We start from the raw sequence: 19,562 nt of genomic DNA on the forward strand, positions 1-19,562 counted from the left end.
TCTGGGTCGCCTATTTCCTTGCCTTCCACATCCGCACCACCACCATGCAGATGGTGCTCTTCCTCGTCTGCACCGTGCCTTCCTGACGTCGAACATCATCCGCATGATTTCCTGGATTCCGTGCCTGGGCGAAACGGCCTCGTCAACAGCGCCCTGGTCGGCACCGGCATCATTCCCAACCGATCGAATGGCTGCTTTATTCGGATTTCGCCGTGGTGCTCGCCATGGCGCATCTTTATACGCTGTTCATGGTCACGCCGATCTTCAACACGCTGATGCGCATCGACAAATCGCTGATCGAGGCGGCGCGGGACGCCGGCGCGACGGGCTGCAGACGCTCAGTAACGTCATCATTCCGCTTGCCAAGCCCGGCATGGCCATCGGCAGCATCTTCGTCGTCACGCTGGGTCATGGCCGATTTCTCCACCGTTCAGGTCATGTCCGGCGGCCAGAGCGCCTCGGTGGCGCTGATGATGAAGAACCAGATGTCGCTGCTGCAATATCCGGCCGCCCGCTGCGAACGCCGTCAATCCTGCTCATCCTCGTTCTTCTGATGGTCGCGGCATCTGCGCATCGTCGATATCCGCAAGGAGCTTTGATCCCATGCATCAGGAAAAACGCGGCCGCGAATTCTACATCCTCGCCTTCTTTTTCGCCCTTTCGTGCTGTTCCTTTACGGTCCGTTGTCGGCCATCCTCATCCTCGCCTTTCAGGGGCCGAATGGCGGCCTGACTTTCCCGCTGAACGGCGTTTCGCTGCACTGGTTCGGCAATCTCTTCGAACAGCAGGCCGTCGGCGATTTCGGCGGCTCCTTCCGCCGTTCCTTCGCTCTCGGGCTGATGTCATGGCCGTTACCGTGCTGGTTTCGCTGCTGGCGGGCCTTGCCTTCCGGCGGGCAAATTCATCGGTGCGACGCCGTTGTTCTATCTGTCGGTCGCAAGCCTCGTGGTGCCGTCAATCATCATTTCGCTCGGCATCGGCGTTCTGTTCCAGCAGCTCGGGCTGGAGCCGTCATGGTATACGTCCGCCTTCGGTGCGCATCTCACCTGGACGCTGCCTTTCGGCGTGCTCATCATGCTGGCCGTCTTCAACCGCTTTTCGCCGTCCTATGAGGAAGCGGCCCGCGATCTCGGCGCGTCTTCCTGGCAGACCTTCGCCCATGTGGTCTTGCCGATGATCGCGCCGAGCCTGATCGGCGTCGGCCTCTTCGGCTTCACGCTTTCTTATGATGAGTTCGCCCGCACATTGATGACGTCAGGCACCTACAACACGCGCCGCTGGAAATCTACGGCATGACCACCAATGTCACGACGCCGGTGCTTTATGCGCTCGGTGCTGTTACAACCCTGTTTTCCTTCCTGGTGATTGCGGCCACGCTCGGCCTGATCGTCACGCTCAATCGCCGCCATTCACGCGGATAAAGAAACGTAAAATGCGCATTCTCGTTATCAATCCCAACACCACGCAATCCATGACCGCGACCATTGCCGACGCCGCGACGCGGATAGCCGGCCGCGATACGGACATACTGGCCGTAACCTCTTCCATGGGGCCTGTCTCCATCGAAGGTTATTACGACGAGGTTTCGCCGTGCCCGGCCTGCTGCTGGAACTGGCAAAAGCGCCGGCGCTTGGAGCCGACGCGGCGGTCATCGCCTGTTTCGACGATACCGGCTCGATGCCGCTCGGCTCTCGCCGATATTCCCGTTATCGGCATCTGCGAGGCGGCGGTCTCCGCCACCGCCTTCATCGCCCAGAAATTCACCATCGTCACGACGATGGAACGCTCGCGGCTACCGCTGGAACATCTCGTCCATCGTTATGGCATGTCCGCCCGCTGCAATGTGCGCGCGCCGATATTCCGGTTCTGTCGCTGGAAGATTCCGCCTCGAACGCTCGTGAAAGGCTGCGCGAGGAAATCTCGCTGGCCCTGAAAGAGGACAGGGCGGAGGCGATCGTGCTCGGCTGCGCCGGCATGGCGGACCTTGCCGCCGAACTGCGCGATGAATTCGGCGTCCCGGTTGTCGATGCGTCGCGGCGGCCGTCAAGCAGGCGGAATCGCTGGTGTCCATGGGGTGTCCACCGCCAAGCGCGGCGCTTATGCCACGCCGCTCGCCAAGCCCTATCGCGGATTGCTGGAGCCATTCCGGCCGGACCGGCTCTCGGGGCATCAGCAGACGGCGGAGACGTTCTCACCGCTTCCGCCCATAAAACGACGAAGGCGAGCTGATAGCCAGATCGCGCTGGACGTTCTGCAATGCCAGCTCGCTCAGAACTATTCTGGGTCCGTTTCTTTGCAAGATGTTCAACCGCTCGGCCCTGGCGAGTATGGCCGTGACATGGGCGCGGCTGACCCCATAGGCGCGCGCCGTCGCCTTGCGAGAACACGCAACCCGTCGCATCGCACGCGTCCGTCTTCGCGGCGGACAGCAGGTCCAACAGGATCAGGAAACCAGGCGCATGCCCAAGGAACATCCGCATTCCCTCTGAGAGAAAAGGCAAATCCTGCGCGTGCCGCAGAAACCAGCTCACCCGTCGATCAGCGCGCCCGTTCCGATGGCTTCCTCCGCAGGCGTCTCCGTTGCCGGAGGGTTTGCCATGGCGAGGCCGCGACGCAATAGTGCTGGCAAGCCTCTCGATTGCCGAAATAATCCAGCCATTTAGCGACCATGGCCGCTCACGGTTATCGCCGCCGGGCGGGTGACGCTGCGCGGTATTTTCCAGTTCCAGCCAGTCGATCAAGGCGCGTGTCCTGCGGCTGGATGCCCAGCCGGGTGGAACGACGACTGCCTGAACCGCCGCCAGCGTAAATTGCCCGCCATGGACCGATGCGATACCCACGGCGCACATGACGGTGGCGAATGCGCCGAAGTCTCCGAGCGCACGGACGAGGCGCTGCTCCTGTTTGAAGGCGTTCGATAGGTGGGTGCAAAGATAGGCGACAGCATCACCAAAGGCATCGTCGTTCAGGATTCGGTTCGCAAGTAGGTCCAGCCTCTCTCGAAGCATGTCCGGCCGAGGCCGGGCGAAGTCCCTCCTCGGGTGCGTCTTTGAAGCTGGGGCGCCTGCTTTTCCGGATACCTTTCTCCGTGTTTTTTGCGCATCGCTACTTTATGGCGAATTCGAAAACGTGAGTTCTGTTCGCTGACAACGGCCGTGCAGGGCAGTCGTGACAGCCGGAAGGTTCCCCTCCGTAAGATGCGTGCATTTTGTTGCACTCCCCGAGGCCCTGTTGAGCGGTATTAAAAAATACTCTCATAAATTGAATGTTAAGGGGCGCGTAAAAATGTGTTCCCTTTTGAAACGGTTTGCGGGAGTAACGCTGACAATAGCGTTATATGCTGTTTTTATTGCATAATTTAATGAAGCGTCGGATGTGAATCTTTCGTCCATTTTCCCGGAATGCAATCTTTGATGGTTGCTTTTTAGGTCTTGACGACGTTGCAGACGATGCGTCCGAAACCGCCTGATATCCGAATGTTACTGCCATGTCTCCGCAGGGCCGGCAGCGATGCCGGGCGCGCATGGAGCCCGTCATGCCTTTTATTCATCCCCAATTCTCCAGAGGAGGTTGAAATGATGCAACTTAAACACGTTGTTTTGCCGGCCTTGCGCCTTCGCAATGAATTCGATATCCCTTCCATGGGCCAGCCGGCCATTGCGAACGCGCCACCCTCACCGCCGAGCAGACGGCGGCTTTCAAGTCGAAACTGGAACAGGCGGAAGCGAGCCGCGAGCTGCTCGGCCGCCGATCCGTGTGCCTGATGGACCATCTGACGGCGCAACAGCAGCTCAGCGCCGACCGCGAGAAGGCGCTGGGGAGGCCATGTACCTGCAGATCGAGCTGGAGCGGCAGGTGGTGCAGTCCGAAACCAGCGTGAAGGGCTACGAGGAGCTGGTTCAGTCCGAAAACGAGAACGTTAAGGCGCGCCAGGCCACCTTCGAAAAAGCCCGGAAGGAAAGGACGAGCAGGCCAAGCGAGTAAAAATATGCAGCGGCTCCTCTTCTTCCTGCCGGGAATTTGCCAGCCGTGACGCCGCGTGAAGGCGCTGGGCTGGATGAATGATGCGGAGCGGAATACCGGACCGCGCAGCCACGGCTGGACAATGCCCGGGCGGCTCTTGAAGGCGTTCGCAACCAGCTCGAAAACAATCGCCGCCAGCTTGCGGCGCACAGCAGAGCCACGCGGAAAACCAGAAGCGGTGAAAACTCTGGAGGAGCAAATCACCAAGCTCAAAGCGGCGATCTCCACCATCAACGTCAAGGTTCAAGACTTCAACATTCAGTCGGCAACTTCACCAGCGCACTGAAGAAGCGAGCGAGGTCAATCCTGACGACGCGAAAATACGTCAGGTTACGCGGCTGTCCGCCGAGATCGACGGCCTGACCAAAGACGTGCCGCAGTTCATTTCCTCCACCGAGGCCGGACTGCCGGACGACGCGAAAGAAACAATGCGGATCGTGAACGATCACTCCCCCAAAAAAATGACTCTCCGTAACCACCCATCAACAGGAGCATGAAAATGAACAATGTCGTGACTTTCGAAAGCCGGACCGCCCAGATCAACAGCGCAATCGACGCCGCGTCGACGCTATCGTTTCGCAACCGAATTTCAGCCTTCCCAAGTCGATACGGCGCTTGTCCGGTCTTATGTCGATAAGATCCAGGGACCTATGATGTCGAGCGCGCCAAGCGCGACACCGACAATGCGATCGATCTGCTTTACATCGCCTATAACACCACGCCGCAGGAAAACGGCGATATTCGCGTCCGCATCAGCGCTATCATGAACAGGCTGATCACGTCCCAGCAGGAAAAGCGAAATAGTCATGAAGAACGCGATGGAGGCAGCCACCCGCATCGGCCTGTCCATCGCCGATCTTTTCCCGGACTGGCTCGATGTCAGGGAAGAAAACGATCAGGCCGAAATCAAGGCATTTGTCTCCAACGATCTGATAAAGCTCGCAACGAATATCCGGGATAGGGCTCTCAGCGTTCGAGACGAGCTTCTTGCCCTTGCTGCGACCTATGACGCCATCATCAGGACACGGCGCAAACCACGGATATGAGCGAAACTGCCTTGAGCAAACGCCTCGCGATAAAGCGTGATGGAACGGAAATCCGGGAGGCGGACGCACGCGGGAACAGCTCGAATCGCTTGTCAACGATCTCAAGGAACAGGTCGCGACATTCGAAAAGAAGCCCGGGAATATGAGCAGCGGGCCAATACGGCCGAGCAGCGTGCTTTTGTCATGTCAATCGTCCGGGTCGGCGCGCAGATGATTTCAAGCGCAATTCCGCCATCGCCATGGTGGCGGGCGGTCCCGCCTCCATGCTGGCCTCGTCGGTTGGCGGCGCGCTTTCGGGACAGTCAAGCCGGACAGGATGCGGATGGTCAGGGCAGGGCGGCGGCTCCCGCACCCCGTCAGGCGGCGGAAGCAAGGCCGATGCGGCCGCCAAGCAGAGCGAGCTTTCCGAAAAGAAAGCCGAGCTTCGCAAGAGCGAGGAAAAACGCGACGCTCTGAAGGGAGATGTCAAGTCGCTCGAGGACGCCAAGGCGAAGCTTGCGGACGACGCGGAAAGCGCCGACCCCAAATCGAGCAAGGCCATCGAACTTGCCGAACTCGATAAACGTCTGCTGCACGTGCCGCGGAACTCAAGCGCAGGAAGAAAGATCGCCGCTCAGCAAACGGTTATTTCCAGCCTGCAGCTTCGCTCGATGCTTTGACAAGGGGCTGGGCAAGCTCTCCGAAGAGCAGCAGCAACAGGCGGCCAGCCTGCGCGAAATCCAGATGCAGATGATCGACAAGCGGAGCCTATGAGAAGGAGCGCCGTACCCAGGCGGCCGAGCTCATCAGGATCAACGCTCTCCTGAAGGGAAAGCAGGCCGAGGATGACAAGATCAAGCTTGCGGTGCAATCGCTCAATGTCAGCATTTCGGCGCTGAAAACGCATGAAGGAAATCGTTGAAGAAATCGCCTTCTTCTTCAAGGGCTTCGCCGATTTCATGCAGGCGGTTGCAGATGATGCCCAGCATCAGATCACCGCATTGAAAATGTCGCCGGCAGGAGACGCTGCGAAAGAACCGCTTCGCGCAGCTCATCCGCTCCGTCGACGAGTTCTTCGTCAGGCAAACCGCCCAGTGGCACGCGGTGGTGATCGTCTCCGACCGCTTCAACCGCAGCTTTGCTGAAGGATGGTCGAAGCTGAACACGTTGCAGGCTCATATATCGGTGAGAAGCATCTGCCGGCTTATCTGGCGGGTGTCGCGGAAAAGCTCTCGGCCATCGTCGCCGAACGCGAGCCGCTGCGGACGCAAAAATCGCGTCGTTGCAGGCCTATCGTCAGGATCTGAGCAAGACCGCCTGATCCCCTGAGAGCCTGCCGTTCCTGTCCCGGCCCGGCAGAAGAGTTTCCATGGTCCCGCCGAACACGTCCCCTCGGCATGGGATCATGGCAATGTCCTGCCGGTGCATATGCCGGCAGGACGGCCGCCGAAACTTTGACATTCACCAAATCAACGACAGCATCCGGCCGCCATCGAAGCGCCCCATGCCACGTCATTTTCAGAAAGGAGAAGACCATGCCGACAGTCAACAAACCTCCCGTTTTGGTGCCTCAGGACACCCCCGCCTGGTGCTTTGCCGCCGTCGAGCAGATGGTGCGGCCTATTACGGGCTTCCCGCCGCCACCCAATACGAGATTGCAAGGCGCAACACCGAAGCGCTTGCCACCGTCGATCTGCAGTTCAGGAACGCTGGGAGCTGCGCAGGTTCTGATCAATCCGCCGGCATCGATGAACAGGCGGGCAAATCCGAACAGCAATGTCGTCAAGCTGTTTCCAGCCAGTGGAACGCCTTCGATCACACCACGACGGCGGCCACTTCGTCAATGGCCTGACGGCAGATATCGTCAGACACGAGATCGATAACAACCGCGTCTTCGTGATCGGAACGGAGTACCACTATTACCTCGTCTACGCTACACCGTGAACGGCAAGGATCTCGAACTTCATATCCTCGATCCATGGCCGGCCGGGCGGGCGGCGCCAGAACCCGCATCGCCTGCAGAGTTTCTGCAATGCCGCCCGCGTCGCCATCACCTTCGCTAGGTTGCAAGCCGGCCGCGTTCCCTCGATTGCCAGAGATATCCGGCACCCAATCAACCCACAGATCCCACCATGCGATCCCGCACGTCAACGTTCGGGAACAGTGGCCCATGTCCAAAAAAGAGATACACATGCCACTTCTCAGCAATTTCGTCGTCAAGCATATCCGACCCTTCGGCGAAGCGGCTATGATGCTTTCGGCAATGCGCAGACCATCGAATTCCTCTCAAGCCTCGGCTCAGCACGGGGATATCGCCAATATCTTCGCCGCATGGCGCCTGGCGGCCCTGGCCGATCCCGTCGGTGAGAGCAATCTTCTCGTTGCGGCAGCGAATGCGCTGGCGCAGCCCGATGGGAAAACCTCTATGAGACGCAGATGAGCACGGTGCTTTTCCTCGACGATGTCCAGCTCGAATCCCTCAGCCATCTCGAGCCCGGGCGAACCGCAACTTTTCGTGGCGATCCCCAACCCCCATCGCCGCCGCGGTGACCATTCATAACGCAGCAACAGGCATCACATCATCTGGGAGGCAACGGTTTTTCCGGCGGCACCGATGAAAATGGCTGGATTTCGCACTTCGCCACCTGTTGCCGACTGGCGATAGGCTCTTCGCCGGATAATCGCCAGACGACGCCGGAATGTTATCGCAACGTTTCGGCGTCGATGCCGCCAGCCCCTTCATATCCCTGTCATAATGGTGTCTGATACCGAAACCGTTTTGAGGCTGATATGTGTTGACGACGAGCCGTTGCACGCAGGAGTTCTTTGGTGAAATCGTCAACGCGAAGCATAGAGACCGAAGTGCACAGCCAGAGACACGGCACGCCCGGTGAGGTTTTTGCGGCCTTCCTGAAGCTCGCGTCACCTCCTTCGGCGCCCCATCGCCCATCTCGGTTATTTTCGCGATGAACTTGTCGTGCGGCGCAAATGATCGACGAGGCCGTTATGCCGATCTCGTGCGCTCTGCCAGTTTCTTCCCGGCCCGCTTCCAGTCAGGTGGGTTTGCGCTTGGCTGCTGCGGGCAGCCCGCTCGGTGCGCTGGCGGCCTGACGCCTTTACCCTGCCATCCGCCATTCTCCTCTTTTTCTTCGCCATGGTCGCTGCCTCCATCGAAGGCCGGTCGGCACCGGCCTGCTGCATGGCTGAAAATCGTCGCCGTCGCCGTCGTGGCGCAGGCGGTCTGGGCATGGCAAAAAGCCTTGCGCCGGATCGTGAGCGGCCAGCATCGCGCTTGCCGGCATCGTCTGCGTCGTGTTTGTCGCCGGCGCCTTCGGGCAGATCCTGGCGCTTGCCGTCGCGCGCTCGCCGGGCTTGTCTTCTGTCGTGCCGATGCGGCGCGGCAGGCCACCCATCTTGCCTTCCGGGTGCCGAAAAGCGCCGGATACATTGCGCTCGCCACCTTCGCCCTGCTTCTCGTCCTCCTGCCGCTGCTTGCGGCAGTTGCGGCGTCACAGGCCTTTCTTTGTTCGATGCCTTTTATCGCGCCGGCGCGCTGGTCTTCGGCGGCGCCATGTGGTGCTGCCGCTGCTGCAATCGGAAGTCGTCGCGACAGGCTGGGTCACGGAAGATGCCTTCATCGCGGGTTATGGCGCAACCCAGCCGTTCCCGGCCCGCTTTTCACCTTCGCCGCCTATCTTGGCGCGTGTGGGGCCGCAGCCCAATGGCGTCGCAGGCGCGGCCGTCGCCCTTGTCGCGATCTTCCTGCCGGGCATGCTGCTGCTCGTCGGCGCACTGCCCTTCTGGAAGGGTTCCGCAAGCACCTTGTGGCGCAGGCCGCCATGCGCGCGCAAATGCCGCCGTTGTCGGCATTCTGGCGCCGCACTTTATGATCCGGTCTGGACAAGCGCCATCTTCACCCCGAGGGATTTCACCCTGGCGTTCACTGGCTTCATCCTGTTGACGATCTGGAAAACCCCGCCATGGCCGTGTGTCCTCTGCGCGGCCGCGGCGTTCTGCTCGCCCTGCATAAGCCTTATCCCGCAGCGCCTATGCTGTCGAACATCCAGTCGAAAAGCCTGCATGCGGGTGTCGGCGGTTTCGATTGCAGCCGGTCAGCCAATAGCTCCCGAGCGAAATGGTAACCGGAAAAGGCTGGATGATCGCGCCAGAGGCCAGATGCCGCGAAAACATCGATGCGGCGCCAGCGCCACGCCCAGCCCCTGCAGGGCCGCCTCCATCATGCCCAGAGACGTATCGAAAACGATGCGGCATTCACCTGCGCCGCGGCATCACGCCGGCCGCGGCAAACCAGTTGCTCCATTCATCGGCCCTGTAGCTGCGCAGCAGCGTCGCTTCCATCAGATCAGCGGGCGTTTTCAGCGTCTCCGCCAGCTCCGGCGTGCAGAGCGGGAGAGAGGCGCCTCGAATAACCGAAAGGCATCCGTGCCATGCCAGGAGCCCTGGCCGAAACGAATGGCGAAATCCAGCCCTTCAGCCGCCATATCCACCCGGTTATTATTGTGGAGACCCTGACATCGATGAAGGATGCTGCTTCTGAAACGCCTTCAGCCGGGCAGCAGCCAGCCCACGGCAAAGGTTCCCACAACACCCAGAAACAGCAATTCACGCACCTGCCCGCCTCGATCCGTCGAGCGTCGTCGCCATCTGGTCGAAAGAGCTGGTTACCGTCGGCAGCAGGCCTCGCCTTCGGCGTAATCTTCAGGCCGCGGAAGCCGCTGAAAAAAGCGAAACGCCAAGCCGCTTTTCCAGCCCTTTCACCTGCTGGCTCACAGCCGCCTGCGTCACACACAATTCGATGGCCGCGCGGGTGAAGCTCAGGTGCCGCGCCGATGCTTCAAAAGCCCGTAAGCCGTTCAGGGAAGAAATTGCCGAACCATTCAAGACTAGATTTTCTTGTGTCTACTCGAGATATCATGATTTGTTCGCGCAATGTAGGCCGGTTAAACGTCTTTCGCTGGAACGGCCCACGGGCTGAAAATCCACCCAAGGTTTTGGAGAACGCGAAAGATGAAACTTAATCGCAGACATATCGCACTGGCCACTTTGCTTCGACGGGCCTGTTCACGCAGGCGCTTGCCGCCGATGATGCCAGGCTGAAAGCGATAACGGATGCCGCGATCAAGCCGTCATGGAGAAAAACGGCATTCCGGTCTGGCCGTCGGCATCAGTATTGATGTGAGAACCACGTCTTCACCTATGTGTCATGTCCAAAAGCACAGGCCAGCCCGTCACCCCGCAGACGCTTTTCGAACTCGGCTCCATCTCCAAAGGCATTCACGGTCACCCTCAGCACCTATGCTGAAATGAACGCCAGCTTTCGCTTTCCGGAAAGGTCGAAGATTATCTTCCTTCCATGAAGGGCAAGCCCTTCGCAATGTCGCGCTGATGCATCTCGGCACCCACACCGCCGGCGGCTTTCCTCTGCAGGTGCCGGATAACGTCAAGACGGAGCAGCAGTTGATGCCTATCTCAAGGCCTGGAAACCCTCATACAAACCCGGAACACACAGAACCTACGCCAATCCAGCATCGAATGCTCGGATACATCACCGCAAAGGCCATGGCCAAAGCTTCGATAGCCCATGCAAGACATGCTGTTTCCCACGCTGGGCCTGAAGAACACCTTCACCGTGGTGCCAAGGCAAAGATGGCCGATTACGCGCAAGCTATAAGAGAACCGGCGAACCGGCCCGCGTGACACCCCCATCCTCTCTTCAGAGCTTACGGGGTAAGATCGACAGCGACCGACATGATCCGCTTCGTCAGTGCTAATATGGGTCTGGAAAAGCTGGACGGAAAAATCCAACAGCGGTCACCAACACCCATACGGGATATTCAGCGTCGGCGCCATGATGCAGATATGGTCTGGGAGCAATATGCCTACCGGCCGCCCTGAAAACGCTGACCGAATTGAACTCCGGCGCCCTGCTCAAAACAGTCCCGGTCTCCGAAATCTCACCGCCTATAAACCGCGTCAGGATGTCTTCATCAACAAGACCGCTCCACCAATGGTTTCGCGCTTATGTCGCGTTTATACCCAGCAGAAACTCGGCATCGTTATTCTGGCCAATAAAAACTATCCCAATGAGGAGCGTGTCTCTGCGGCCTATGAGATTTGACGGCGCTAGGCGAAGGAAGTAACGGTCGCTTTGCTGCGAAACATACGGCCAAAAGTGATTGGCGCAGGAGGAGGCCACTCTTGCGCCGAATCCTGCGCTTACGCTGAAAGCAGTCAACGTCGTCCCTACCGCAATAGTCTTACAACTTGACAGAATATGATGACCGCCAATCCGCCGAGACTGCCGTCACTGCGAGCGACGAACCGATACCGATCCCTGACATCGCCAGCGCTAGCATGAACGCGCCAGAGCAACAGAATCAGCGGCCGCCATCGTCTTTCCTTGGAGGTGCCATAGCCCTCGCTTCCAAATAGGTATAGTGCAGCGACCGTGACGATGCTGAGCAGGCCATTGCCCATACCAAAAACTACCGCAAACAGCATAGCGCCTGCACCGAAGGGGCCGTCAACAAGAGGATGATTACACCGCTGGGGATCATTCCGCAGCGACCAAGGCGAGATGGTGCTTTAACGTTCTTTCCAAACACCATGTTGATCAGGCGACTCGCAACTTGTGATGCCCAAATAGTGTTCCGACGACTGCCGCCGTTGCTCCAAGCCCAAGTCCCGACAGTATTGGACCATGTGACAATACAGCAGAGCTGGCCAGCGACATGAGGAGAAGCCTGAGACCATCAGGAGAACCCAACCCTACGGCTTGCCATTGGCAAATGCCCTTCGACCTGAGCAGAAGTCTTTCGTCCAACAGCTTGATATCTTGAGGCACCGTGCGCGAGCCAAGCGTGGATCGGCAGACATACCAGCAGGTTGAGACCAGCGAACGCTAAATAGACCTGCTGCCATGACATATATGTGTGCAGGCCGTTGTGATCGGCCAGAACAAGTAGATGCAAACCCGGCTATAAGCGTCAGATATGTGATGCTACGCGATGCGGCTTGAGGCTGAAGTTGAACGAGAAGCGCAAACGCGGCCCCGTACTGGACAAGATTTGCCGCGACTTCCACGGCGATCAAGGCCACGACGAAAGACTTCTATCCGGCGCGTAAGCACATGCCACCAAAGCTGCAGCGGCTACCGCTGAGCCAATAGTCATACCCGCCCGCGCCGAGCCGGTCGAATAGCTTTCCGAGCCAAGGCGCTGTTAGCCCACCGATCAACAATGCGGCCGACAATGCGCGAATATCCACTCGGGCGATAGCGCAAAGTGATTGCCATGTTTGGAGCAAGGATGCTGAAGCTGTAGTAAAGGTGCCGTAGCCAATGTTTTGGGTTATACCCAATAATAAGACCGCAACTATCGCACTCGCTCAGACATAATGGCCTTCGAGCGCTTGAGCGATCAGACAATGCGTGAAACTTTTCATTAGATATTGTCCGTCGAGGAGTGCGGCAGTGCAGCGTTGCCGGAACCATAATTTGGGGTGTCCGCTACAACAGTCTTCCATTAGGAAGCGCACCAATTCACTCAAGGCGTCGTAGTTTGCTGTGTATATGATTGAACGAGCTTCTCGTCGTTGATCGATAAGTCCCGCGCGTCCAGCTCCTTGAGGTGGAACGAGATATTTGACGGCGAGACTTCTAGCGTTCTGCTATAGAACCCGCTGACATTCCATCAGACCGGCCACCACCAGCATCCTGACGATTTGTAATCGCGTCTCCTGAGACAAAGCACCGAATGATGCCAGGGCTTGACGTTCTTCCATATTCATAATCCTTTAAATATTGAAGCAAGGAGTAACGTAGATGAGTGCAATTGACAAGGCCCTATCTTCCGACATCAATCTTGGGTTTCTATTCGACGCGCTGGCGAAGACGCCTAACTTACCGCTCATCTTCCTCTATGATGGGTACAGTGAAGCCGGGATACCACGTCACTGAAGTTAAGCCGGCAGTTCTCTGCGCTGACTGCGGTGCGAATCCGGAGGCATGGGCTGAGATATTCGTGCAGCTTTGGATATCGAAGAAGTGAGCGACGCACATGCTCGCCAGTAAGTTCGTGACGATCATTCGCAAGGTTTCCGAGCATATGCAACTCGACGGTTCGGCTCGACTGACGTTCGAAGTCAGCGATGGCGCGCGCCCATTGCAACTCTATTACGCAGCTTCTCCGACGTCTGGGAGGGGCGGTCTATGTTTCTCTTGAACCCCGGCCTGCCAGTTGCAAACCGCGTGATCGTTGGCTTACAGAACGGCTCATTCCTACTTCATCGTCGTGCTGCGCGTCGATACCGGCGTGCTGCGGTTAAATCCATCGAATTCATAATCGCTTTATTCCGTCTGGTTTTGCAGGGCTTTATTTCCCTTTTATCCCCACCCTATTTGCCTGAGCTATACTGCCCCTGTTCGCAATGAAGCGGAACCGGCGCCGGCTGTGAGAGAGGACGTCACTCTCATATTTCGGGTCTGACAAGAAAGTCCTCTGTCAATGAACGAGAGAGATGGATTGGGTTTGTGGTGAGCCTTTCTCTTTCTCGAAGGTTTTGCTGGTGGGCTGGCTTTGCCAGGCATAAGCCGCTGATGCGGGCACTGATAAGTGTCTTTATTTCCCTAGTGGCAATTTTCAGTGCCCCGTTGCAATGCCCATCGAGCTGAAAAGGCTGATGGGAAAAGAGATGAAGCCATGACACGGTCGCAACTGCGTCGCGTGATAGGAAAGTGTGTTCAATGGTATTTATGAGATGTACGTCCTTGCTGCTCGTGCAGATACAGCCCTGATGAGGCGAAGAGTGACGAAGATTATGAATCGTCTGCTCAAGAAGCAATATTTGCACAACCAGAAGAAGAATTTGAATTTGGAGGTGAGCCGAATAGGGAGCCACCTGCGATCCGGGAGGATTCCATAAACGTATATTTATATAAATACCCAACGAAAACATATAAAATATATGTTGCGATGAATTATATATGAATAATTGAGGCAGATGAGAATCTGCGCGCAAAAATTTGCTTTTACGGCCTGCAATTTGCGGATTGCGGACGGTGGCGTGTAAATATATGATTTTTATATTGAAATTGTCAGCTTGGCTGGGAAAGATTATATGTGGAAACTATATGAGTGAGATGATTTGATTGGAGCGAGATCATATTTGAGCGGCGATCGATCATAATAACAATATCATGATATGTTATTATGATCGATCGCCGCTCAAATATGATCTCCGCTCCAATCAAATCCATCTCACTCATATAGTTTCCACATATAATCTTTCCCAGCCAAGCTGACAATTTCAATATAAAAATCATATATTTACACGCCACCGTCCCGCAATCCGCAAATTGCAGCCGTAAAAGCAAATTTTTGCGCGCAGATTCTCATCTGCCCTCAATTATTCATATATAATTCATCGCAACATATATTTTATATGTTTTCGTTTGGGTATTTATATAAATATACGTTTATGGAATCCTCCCGGATCGCAGGTGGCCTCCCCTATTTCGCTCACCCTCCAAATTCAAATTCTTCTTCTGGTTGTGCAAATATTGCTTCTTGAGCAGACGATTCATAATCTTCGTCACTCTTCGCCTCATCAGGGCTGTATCTGCACGAGCAGCAAGGACGTACATCTCATAAATACCCATTGAACACACCTTTCCTATCACGCGACGCAGTTGCGACCGTGTCATGGCTTCATCTCTTTTTCCCATCAGCCTTTTCAGCTCGATGGGCATTGCAACGGGGCACTGAAAATTGCCACCTAGGGAAATAAAGACACTTATCAGTGCCCCGCATCAGCGGCTTATGCCTGGCAAAGCCAGCCCCACCAGCCAACAACCTTCGGAGAAAGAGAAAGGCTCACCACAAACCCAATCCATCTCTCCTCGTTCATTGACAGAGACTTCCTTGTCAGACCCGAAATATGAGAGTGACGTCCTCTCTCACAGCCGCGCCGGTTCCGCTTCATTGCCGAACAGGGCAGTATAGCTCAGGCAAATAGGTGGGATAAAAGGGGAAATAAAGCCCTGCAAAAACCAGACGGAATAAAGCGATTATGAATTCGATGGATTTAACCGCAGCACGCCCCGGCTATCGACGCGCAGCACGACGATGAAGTAGGAATGAGCCGTTCTGTAAGCCAACGATCACGCGGTTTGCAACTGGCAGGCCGGGGTTCAAGAGAAACATAGACCGCCCCCTCCCAGACCGTCGGAGAAGCTGCGTAATAGAGTTGCAATGGGCGCGCGCCATCGCTGACTTCGAACGTCAGTCGAGCCGAACCGTCGAGTTGCATATGCTCGGAAACCTTGCGAATGATCGTCACGAACTTACTGGCGAGCATGTGCGTCCGCTCACCTTCTTCGATATCCCAAAGCTGCACGAATATCTCAGCCCATGCCTCCGGATTCGCACCGCAGTCCAGCGCAGAGAACTGCCCGGCCTTAACTTCAGTGACGTGGTATCCCGGCTTCACTGTACCCCCATCATAGAGGAAGATGAGCGGTAAGTTAGGCGTCTTCGCCAGCGCGTCGAATAGAAACCCAAGATTGATGTCGGAAGATAGGGCCTTGTCAATTGCACTCATCTACGTTACTCCTTGCTTCAATATTTAAAGGATTATCGAAATATGGAAGAACGTCAAGCCCTGGCATCATTCGGTGCTTTGTCTCAGGAGACGCGATTACAAATCGTCAGGATGCTGGTGGTGGCCGGTCCTGATGGAATGTCAGCGGGTTCTATAGCAGAACGCCTAGAAGTCTCGCCGTCAAATATCTCGTTCCACCTCAAGGAGCTGGACCGCGCGGGACTTATCGATCAACGACGAGAAGCTCGTTCAATCATATACACAGCAAACTACGACGCCTTGAGTGAATTGGTGCGCTTCCTAATGGAAGACTGTTGTAGCGGACACCCCCAAATTATGGTTCCGGCAACCGCTGCCACCTGCCGCACTCCCTCGACGGACAATATCTAATGAAAAGTTTCACGCATTGTCTGATCGCTCAAGCGCTCGAAGGCCATTATGTCTGAGCGAGTGCCGATAGTTGCGGTCTTATTATTGGGTATAACCCAAAACATTGGCTACGGCACCCTTTACTACAGCTTCAGCATCCTTGCTCCAAACATGGCAATCCACTTTGCGCTATCGCCCGAGTGGATATTCGGCGCATTGTCGGCCGCATTGTTGATCGGTGGGCTAACAGCGCCTTGGCTCGGAAAGCTATTCGACCGGCTCGGCGCCGGGCGGGTAATGACTATTGGCTCAGCGGTAGCCGCTGCAGCTTTGGTGGCATGTGCTTACGCGCCGGATAGAACGTCTTTCGTCGTGGCCTTGATCGCCGTGGAAGTCGCGGCAAATCTTGTCCAGTACGGGGCCGCGTTTGCGCTTCTCGTTCAACTTCAGCCTCAAGCCGCATCGCGTAGCATCACATATCTGACGCTTATAGCCGGGTTTGCATCTACCTTGTTCTGGCCGATCACAACGGCCCTGCACACATATATGTCATGGCAGCAGGTCTATTTAGCGTTCGCTGGTCTCAACCTGCTGGTATGTCTGCCGATCCACGCTTGGCTCGCGCACGGTGCCTCAAGATATCAAGCTGTTGGACGAAAGACTTCTGCTCAGGTCGAAGGGCATTTGCCAATGGCAAGCCGTAGGGTTGGGTTCCTCCTGATGGTCTCAGGCTTCTCCCTCATGTCGCTGGCCAGCTCTGCTGTATTGGTCCACATGGTCCCAATACTGTCGGGACTTGGGCTTGGAGCAACGGCGGCAGTCGTCGGAACACTATTTGGGCCATCACAAGTTGCGAGTCGCCTGATCAACATGGTGTTTGGAAAGAACGTTAAAGCACCCCATCTCGCCTTGGTCGCTGCCGGAATGATCCCCAGCGGTGTAATCATCCTCTTGTTGACGGCCCCTTCGGTGCCAGGCGCTATGCTGTTTGCGGTAGTTTTTGGTATGGGCAATGGCCTGCTCAGCATCGTCACCGGGTCGCTGCCACTATACCTATTTGGAAGCGAGGGCTATGGCCACCTCCAAGGAAAGACGATGGCGGCCCGCCTGATTCTGTCTGCTCTGGCGCCGTTCATGCTAGCGCTGGCGATGTCAGGGATCGGTATCGGTTCGTCGCTCGCAGTGACGGCAGCTCTCGGCGGATTGGCGGTCATCATATTCTGTCAAGTTGTAAGACTATTGCGGTAGGGACCGACGTTGACTGCTTTCAGCGTAAGCGCAGGATTCGGCGCAAGAGTGGCCTCCTCCTGCGCCAATCACTTTTGGCCGTATGTTTCGCAGCAAAGCGACCGTTACCTTCCTTCGCCTAGCGCCGTCAAAATCTCATAGGCCGCAGAGACACGCTCCTCATTGGGATAGTTTTTATTGGCCAGAATAACGATGCCGAGTTTCTGCCTGGGTATAAACGCGACATAAGCGCCGAAACCATTGGTGGAGCCGGTCTTGTTGATGAAGACATCCTGACGCGGTTTCATAGGCGGTGAGATTTCGGAGACCGGGACTGTTTTGAGCAGGGCGCCGGAGTTCAATTCGGTCAGCGTTTTCAGGGCGGCCGGGTAGGCATATTGCTCCCAGACCATATCCTGCAACATGGCGCCGACGCTAAAATATCCCGTATGGGTGTTGGTGACCGCCTGTTGGATTTTTCCGTCCAGCTTTTCCAGACCCATATTAGCACTGACGAAGCGGATCATGTCGGTCGCTGTCGATCTTACCCCGTAAGCCTCTGAAGAGAGGATGGCGGGTGTCACGCGGGCCGGTTCGCCGGTTCTCTTATAGCCTTGCGCGTAATCGGCCATCTTTGCCTTGGGCACCACGGTGAAGGTGTTCTTCAGGCCCAGCGTGGGAAACAGCATGTCTTGCATGGCGCTATCGAAGCTTTGGCCCATGGCCTTTGCGGTGATGTATCCGAGCATTCCGATGCTGGGATTGGCGTAGGTTCTGTGTGTTCCGGGTTTGTATGAGGGTTTCCAGGCCTTGAGATAGGCCATCAACTGCTGCTCCGTCTTGACGTTATCCGGCACCTGCAGAGGAAAGCCGCCGGCGGTGTGGGTGCCGAGATGCATCAGCGCGACATTGCCGAAGGGCTTGCCCTTCATGGAAGGAAGATAATCTTCGACCTTTCCGGAAAGCGAAAGCTGGCCGTTCATTTCAGCATAGGTGCTGAGGGTGACCGTGAATGCCTTGGAGATGGAGCCGAGTTCGAAAAGCGTCTGCGGGGTGACGGGCTGGCCTGTGCTTTTGGACATGACACCATAGGTGAAGACGTGGTTCTCACCATCAATACTGATGCCGACGGCCAGACCCGGAATGCCGTTTTTCTCCATGACCGGCTTGATCGCGGCATCCGTTATCGCTTTCAGCCTGGCATCATCGGCGGCAAGCGCCTGCGTGAACAGGCCCGTCGAAAGCAAAGTGGCCAGTGCGATATGTCTGCGATTAAGTTTCATCTTTCGCGTTCTCCAAAACCTTGGGTGGATTTTCAGCCCGTGGGCCGTTCCCAGCGAAAGACGTTTAACCGGCCTACATTGCGCGAACAAATCATGATATCTCGGAGTAGACACAAGAAAATCTAGGTCTTGAATGGTTCGGCAATTTCTTCCCCTGAACGGCTTACGGGCTTTTGAAGCATCGGCGCGGCACCTGAGCTTCACCCGCGCGGCCATCGAATTGTGTGTGACGCAGGCGGCTGTGAGCCAGCAGGTGAAAGGGCTGGAAAAGCGGCTTGGCGTTTCGCTTTTTCAGCGGCTTCCGCGCGGCCTGAAGATTACCGCCGAAGGCGAGGCCCTGCTGCCGACGGTAACCAGCTCTTTCGACCAGATGGCGACGACGCTCGACCGGATCGAGGCCGGGCAGGTGCGTGAATTGCTGTTTCTGGGTGTTGTGGGAACCTTTGCCGTGGGCTGGCTGCTGCCCCGGCTGAAGGCGTTTCAGAAGCAGCATCCCTTCATCGATGTCAGGGTCTCCACCAATAATAACCGGGTGGATATGGCGGCTGAAGGGCTGGATTTCGCCATTCGTTTCGGCCAGGGCTCCTGGCATGGCACGGATGCCTTTCGGTTATTCGAGGCGCCTCTCTCCCCGCTCTGCACGCCGGAGCTGGCGGAGACGCTGAAAACGCCCGCTGATCTGATGGAAGCGACGCTGCTGCGCAGCTACAGGGCCGATGAATGGAGCAACTGGTTTGCCGCGGCCGGCGTGATGCCCGCGGCGCAGGTGAATGCCGGCATCGTTTTCGATACGTCTCTGGGCATGATGGAGGCGGCCCTGCAGGGGCTGGGCGTGGCGCTGGCGCCGCCATCGATGTTTTCGCGGCATCTGGCCTCTGGCGCGATCATCCAGCCTTTTCCGGTTACCATTTCGCTCGGGAGCTATTGGCTGACCCGGCTGCAATCGAAACCGCCGACACCCGCCATGCAGGCCTTTTCCGACTGGATGTTCGACAGCATAGGCGCTGCGGGATAA

The 19,562-nt window shown here is 56.8% G+C and carries 17 protein-coding genes and 7 pseudogenes; 16 read left to right on the forward strand and 8 right to left on the reverse strand.

The features are described 5' to 3' along the window. From FGF54_RS15010 to FGF54_RS27735, 4 genes and pseudogenes are all read left to right on the forward strand, one after another. Positions 1-599: pseudogene (locus FGF54_RS15010) on the forward strand (ABC transporter permease); the annotation flags it as partial. 4 nt (positions 600-603) lie between these two features. Beyond that, a pseudogene (locus tag FGF54_RS15015) lies at positions 604-1,421 on the forward strand (ABC transporter permease). An 11-nt stretch (positions 1,422-1,432) separates the two neighbouring features. After that, entirely contained in the window at positions 1,433-1,933 is a 501-nt protein-coding gene (locus FGF54_RS15020) for an aspartate/glutamate racemase family protein (RefSeq protein ID WP_256366671.1), read from the forward strand. After that, positions 1,873-2,229, forward strand: a complete 357-nt coding sequence (locus FGF54_RS27735) for an aspartate/glutamate racemase family protein (RefSeq protein WP_371734017.1) — start codon at positions 1,873-1,875, stop codon at positions 2,227-2,229. The genes FGF54_RS15020 and FGF54_RS27735 overlap by 61 nt, the downstream gene beginning before the upstream one ends. Positions 2,230-3,424: 1,195 nt before the next feature. Here FGF54_RS27735 and FGF54_RS27510 read toward each other — a convergent pair. Beyond that, a complete protein-coding gene (locus FGF54_RS27510; protein ID WP_246666980.1) occupies positions 3,425-3,784 on the reverse strand; it encodes a hypothetical protein in 360 nt (119 codons plus the stop codon). A gap of 41 nt (positions 3,785-3,825) precedes the next feature. On the opposite strand from FGF54_RS27510, the gene FGF54_RS27515 reads away from it, so the two are divergent. Both FGF54_RS27515 and FGF54_RS27520 read left to right on the forward strand, forming a co-directional pair. Then, entirely contained in the window at positions 3,826-3,984 is a 159-nt protein-coding gene (locus FGF54_RS27515) for a hypothetical protein (protein ID WP_246666981.1), read from the forward strand. 55 nt (positions 3,985-4,039) lie between these two features. After that, entirely contained in the window at positions 4,040-4,309 is a 270-nt protein-coding gene (locus FGF54_RS27520) for a hypothetical protein (protein WP_246666982.1), read from the forward strand. A gap of 339 nt (positions 4,310-4,648) precedes the next feature. Here FGF54_RS27520 and FGF54_RS27525 read toward each other — a convergent pair whose 3' ends face one another. After that, entirely contained in the window at positions 4,649-4,831 is a 183-nt protein-coding gene (locus FGF54_RS27525) for a hypothetical protein (protein WP_246666983.1), read from the reverse strand. Between FGF54_RS27525 and FGF54_RS27530 the strand changes: the two genes are divergently transcribed. The 3 genes from FGF54_RS27530 (at position 4,830) to FGF54_RS27540 (ending at position 6,193) form a co-directional block, all read left to right on the forward strand. Beyond that, positions 4,830-5,069, forward strand: coding sequence for a hypothetical protein (locus FGF54_RS27530; RefSeq protein ID WP_246666984.1), 240 nt, complete (start codon positions 4,830-4,832; stop codon positions 5,067-5,069). The two genes, FGF54_RS27525 and FGF54_RS27530, sit on opposite strands and share 2 nt — an antisense overlap. Positions 5,070-5,308: 239 nt before the next feature. Beyond that, a complete protein-coding gene (locus FGF54_RS27535; RefSeq protein ID WP_246666985.1) occupies positions 5,309-5,728 on the forward strand; it encodes a hypothetical protein in 420 nt (139 codons plus the stop codon). A gap of 225 nt (positions 5,729-5,953) precedes the next feature. After that, positions 5,954-6,193: a hypothetical protein gene (locus FGF54_RS27540; protein WP_246666986.1), complete on the forward strand. Its 240-nt coding sequence runs from the start codon at positions 5,954-5,956 to the stop codon at positions 6,191-6,193. Between the two features lie 425 nt (positions 6,194-6,618). Here FGF54_RS27540 and FGF54_RS27240 read toward each other — a convergent pair whose 3' ends face one another. Continuing rightward, positions 6,619-6,834 (reverse strand): hypothetical protein, encoded by a 216-nt coding sequence (locus tag FGF54_RS27240; RefSeq protein ID WP_168208141.1) that lies wholly within the window; start codon positions 6,832-6,834, stop codon positions 6,619-6,621. A gap of 405 nt (positions 6,835-7,239) precedes the next feature. On the opposite strand from FGF54_RS27240, the gene FGF54_RS27545 reads away from it, so the two are divergent. Next, positions 7,240-7,488 carry a hypothetical protein gene (locus tag FGF54_RS27545; protein WP_246666987.1) on the forward strand — a complete coding sequence of 83 codons (249 nt, stop codon included), beginning with the start codon at positions 7,240-7,242 and terminating at the stop codon, positions 7,486-7,488. 676 nt (positions 7,489-8,164) lie between these two features. Here the strand turns inward: FGF54_RS27545 and FGF54_RS27245 are convergent. Further along, positions 8,165-8,461 (reverse strand): hypothetical protein, encoded by a 297-nt coding sequence (locus tag FGF54_RS27245; protein WP_168208142.1) that lies wholly within the window; start codon positions 8,459-8,461, stop codon positions 8,165-8,167. Here FGF54_RS27245 and FGF54_RS27805 point away from each other — a divergent pair. Continuing rightward, positions 8,439-8,999: pseudogene (locus tag FGF54_RS27805) on the forward strand (chromate transporter); the annotation flags it as partial. The gene FGF54_RS27245 and the pseudogene FGF54_RS27805 sit on opposite strands and share 23 nt — an antisense overlap. A gap of 82 nt (positions 9,000-9,081) precedes the next feature. On the opposite strand, the pseudogene FGF54_RS15050 reads toward FGF54_RS27805, so the two are convergent. After that, positions 9,082-9,946, reverse strand: a pseudogene (locus FGF54_RS15050) (LysR family transcriptional regulator). Between the two features lie 180 nt (positions 9,947-10,126). On the opposite strand from FGF54_RS15050, the pseudogene ampC (FGF54_RS27770) reads away from it, so the two are divergent. Then, positions 10,127-11,187, forward strand: a pseudogene (gene ampC, locus FGF54_RS27770) (class C beta-lactamase). A gap of 1,268 nt (positions 11,188-12,455) precedes the next feature. Here the strand turns inward: ampC (FGF54_RS27770) and FGF54_RS27560 are convergent. Beyond that, positions 12,456-12,851 (reverse strand): annotated as a pseudogene (locus FGF54_RS27560) (ArsR/SmtB family transcription factor). A gap of 40 nt (positions 12,852-12,891) precedes the next feature. Between FGF54_RS27560 and FGF54_RS15070 the strand changes: the two are divergent. Beyond that, positions 12,892-13,394, forward strand: a pseudogene (locus FGF54_RS15070) (DUF6428 family protein). Positions 13,395-15,152: 1,758 nt separating this feature from the next. On the opposite strand, the gene FGF54_RS15085 reads toward FGF54_RS15070, so the two are convergent. Further along, positions 15,153-15,668 carry a DUF6428 family protein gene (locus FGF54_RS15085; RefSeq protein WP_142780264.1) on the reverse strand — a complete coding sequence of 172 codons (516 nt, stop codon included), beginning with the start codon at positions 15,666-15,668 and terminating at the stop codon, positions 15,153-15,155. 42 nt (positions 15,669-15,710) lie between these two features. Here FGF54_RS15085 and FGF54_RS15090 point away from each other — a divergent pair, with 42 nt between their 5' ends. Both FGF54_RS15090 and arsK read left to right on the forward strand, forming a co-directional pair. After that, positions 15,711-16,058: a helix-turn-helix transcriptional regulator gene (locus tag FGF54_RS15090; protein WP_142780265.1), complete on the forward strand. Its 348-nt coding sequence runs from the start codon at positions 15,711-15,713 to the stop codon at positions 16,056-16,058. A gap of 48 nt (positions 16,059-16,106) precedes the next feature. Continuing rightward, on the forward strand, positions 16,107-17,285 hold the full coding sequence (arsK, locus tag FGF54_RS15095; protein WP_142780266.1) for an arsenite efflux MFS transporter ArsK: 1,179 nt from the start codon (positions 16,107-16,109) through the stop codon (positions 17,283-17,285). Between the two features lie 104 nt (positions 17,286-17,389). On the opposite strand, the gene ampC (FGF54_RS15100) is transcribed toward arsK, so the two are convergent. After that, on the reverse strand, positions 17,390-18,547 hold the full coding sequence (ampC, locus tag FGF54_RS15100; RefSeq protein WP_142780267.1) for a class C beta-lactamase: 1,158 nt from the start codon (positions 18,545-18,547) through the stop codon (positions 17,390-17,392). A gap of 133 nt (positions 18,548-18,680) precedes the next feature. On the opposite strand from ampC (FGF54_RS15100), the gene FGF54_RS15105 reads away from it, so the two are divergent. Beyond that, positions 18,681-19,562, forward strand: coding sequence for a LysR substrate-binding domain-containing protein (locus FGF54_RS15105; protein ID WP_142780268.1), 882 nt, complete (start codon positions 18,681-18,683; stop codon positions 19,560-19,562).

This window comes from Agrobacterium sp. T29, from assembly GCF_006970545.1.
Classification (GTDB): domain Bacteria; phylum Pseudomonadota; class Alphaproteobacteria; order Rhizobiales; family Rhizobiaceae; genus Agrobacterium; species Agrobacterium leguminum.

Coding starts and splice junctions, on each gene's coding strand:
- FGF54_RS15020 (WP_256366671.1), top strand. CDS start 1,433: ATGCGCATTCTCGTTATCAATCCCAACACCACGCAATCCATGACCGCG.
- FGF54_RS27515 (WP_246666981.1), top strand. CDS start 3,826: ATGTACCTGCAGATCGAGCTGGAGCGGCAGGTGGTGCAGTCCGAAACC.
- FGF54_RS27530 (WP_246666984.1), top strand. CDS start 4,830: ATGAAGAACGCGATGGAGGCAGCCACCCGCATCGGCCTGTCCATCGCC.
- FGF54_RS27525 (WP_246666983.1), bottom strand. CDS start 4,831: ATGACTATTTCGCTTTTCCTGCTGGGACGTGATCAGCCTGTTCATGAT.
- FGF54_RS27535 (WP_246666985.1), top strand. CDS start 5,309: ATGGTGGCGGGCGGTCCCGCCTCCATGCTGGCCTCGTCGGTTGGCGGC.
- FGF54_RS27540 (WP_246666986.1), top strand. CDS start 5,954: ATGAAGGAAATCGTTGAAGAAATCGCCTTCTTCTTCAAGGGCTTCGCC.
- FGF54_RS27545 (WP_246666987.1), top strand. CDS start 7,240: ATGCCACTTCTCAGCAATTTCGTCGTCAAGCATATCCGACCCTTCGGC.
- FGF54_RS27245 (WP_168208142.1), bottom strand. CDS start 8,461: ATGGGTGGCCTGCCGCGCCGCATCGGCACGACAGAAGACAAGCCCGGC.
- FGF54_RS15085 (WP_142780264.1), bottom strand. CDS start 15,668: ATGAGTGCAATTGACAAGGCCCTATCTTCCGACATCAATCTTGGGTTT.
- FGF54_RS15090 (WP_142780265.1), top strand. CDS start 15,711: ATGGAAGAACGTCAAGCCCTGGCATCATTCGGTGCTTTGTCTCAGGAG.
- arsK (WP_142780266.1), top strand. CDS start 16,107: ATGTCTGAGCGAGTGCCGATAGTTGCGGTCTTATTATTGGGTATAACC.
- ampC (WP_142780267.1), bottom strand. CDS start 18,547: ATGAAACTTAATCGCAGACATATCGCACTGGCCACTTTGCTTTCGACG.
- FGF54_RS15105 (WP_142780268.1), top strand. CDS start 18,681: ATGGTTCGGCAATTTCTTCCCCTGAACGGCTTACGGGCTTTTGAAGCA.